The sequence below is a fragment of the Salinivibrio sp. MA607 genome, from assembly GCF_001996245.1.
GTDB classification, from domain to species: Bacteria; Pseudomonadota; Gammaproteobacteria; order Enterobacterales; family Vibrionaceae; genus Salinivibrio; species Salinivibrio costicola.
In genome coordinates this window covers 1-1,464 of sequence record NZ_MUFJ01000066.1, presented here as the reverse complement: position 1 = coordinate 1,464, position 1,464 = coordinate 1, and the positions used below count along the sequence as shown (strand labels likewise).

The 1,464-nt window shown below is 33.2% G+C and carries 2 protein-coding genes; both read left to right on the top strand.

Going from position 1 to position 1,464, the window contains the following annotated elements; all coding sequences use genetic code 11:
- A partial coding sequence (locus BZG81_RS15770) for a hypothetical protein (RefSeq protein ID WP_206744322.1) occupies positions 1-316 on the top strand: 316 nt, incomplete at its 5' end.
- The coding region (locus BZG81_RS15410; RefSeq protein ID WP_077677821.1) for a lipopolysaccharide biosynthesis protein at positions 306-1,464 on the top strand (1,159 nt) is incomplete at its 3' end. The genes BZG81_RS15770 and BZG81_RS15410, both read left to right, overlap by 11 nt.

The window sequence follows — 1,464 nt, the reverse complement described above, 5'->3', positions numbered from 1 at the left end:
CATTGCGCACCGTAGAGAGTCTGATAGTAAATTGTCAGTAATCGAAAACTATGGTGTACGCGTTGAAAAATTGTCTTATCCATTTGAATTATATTCATTAGTAAATAAAGAAAGAGTTTCTCGAATACATTGCTTCTACTCATCAGTTCTTACTAATTTCTTAGAGTTAGATGATGATGTTATAGGAAATTCCTACATAATAGGCCCTGAATTTATCAATTCGAAGTTTAGGGAGTTTGTGTCAAGCGTGTATTCTAACTACCAAAGTCAAAAGCATCCACGATTAGAACTCTTTAGTATCAGAGATGATGAATAAAAAAATATTAGGAAGCGCTGTAGTCTATATTGGTGGAGAAATTGTAAACAAAGCAATACCTTTTTTCCTACTTCCGTTTTTAACTGCATTTTTGTCTCCAAATGATTTTGGTATCGTTGCCACTTACCAAGCTGTTCTGCAGGTGTTGCTTGTTATTATAAGCCTTTCTATGCATGCATCTATATCTGTTTTATTTTTTAAGTTAGATAATCCTACGTTTAAAAAGATATTGGCAAGCGTATTTTTGATATCAACACTAGTAGCTGCGTTTGTGTCGCTGTTTGTGTATATATTTAGATATGAAGCAATTCAATTTCTAGGTGTTGATAACGTTTGGGTGTTATTGCTACCTATCATTGTATTGTTTCAAGCGTTTTGTCAGTTTCATCTTGTGTTATATCAAGTGAGGAAGATGCAAACGCAATATATTATTTTTCAAATATCTAATACAGTGTTGAATGTGTCACTGTCAGTATTTCTTATTGCTTACTGGAATGTGGGGTTAGAAGGCCGCCTTGCAGGTATTGCTATTGCTGCGATCTGTTTTGGTTTATGGGCATTTTTCAATTTAAAACGCAATAATTTTTTCGACTTTTCACTCAGTCAAGAGAATTTTTCCGTTCCATTACGTTTCTCTGTTCCATTGGTCCCTCATTCACTTTCTAGCTGGATTAAAACATCGATAGATCGTATCTTGCTTATGTCATTTTTTGGTGGAGCAATAGTAGGTGAATATTCGGTCATGTATCAACTCGCTTCTATATTAAGTGTTGTGTTTATGGCTGCAMATAAAGCTTCCATTCCATTTCTTTTTGATAAGTTGAAAGATATTAAATGTAATGAAGATTATAAAGAGATCACCCGAGCATGTTTAATAATTTCGCTCTTGATAATTCTCGTATCTTTGCTATTCTTTTATACGTTACCCACATTTTTTTCTTTCTTTATTTCTACTAGTTATAGTTTCGACGATTTGATCGTTGGTTTTTTAGTCGCTGGTTTTTCATGTCAGGGACTTTATCTAATGCTGGTTAATTTCTTTATGTACAGAGAAAAGACATATTTTTTGTCTAAAATAGCCATATTAAATTCATTGTTTCATTTGATCATTGCTGGAATAGCAGTCTATTATTATGGCTCTTTAGGAG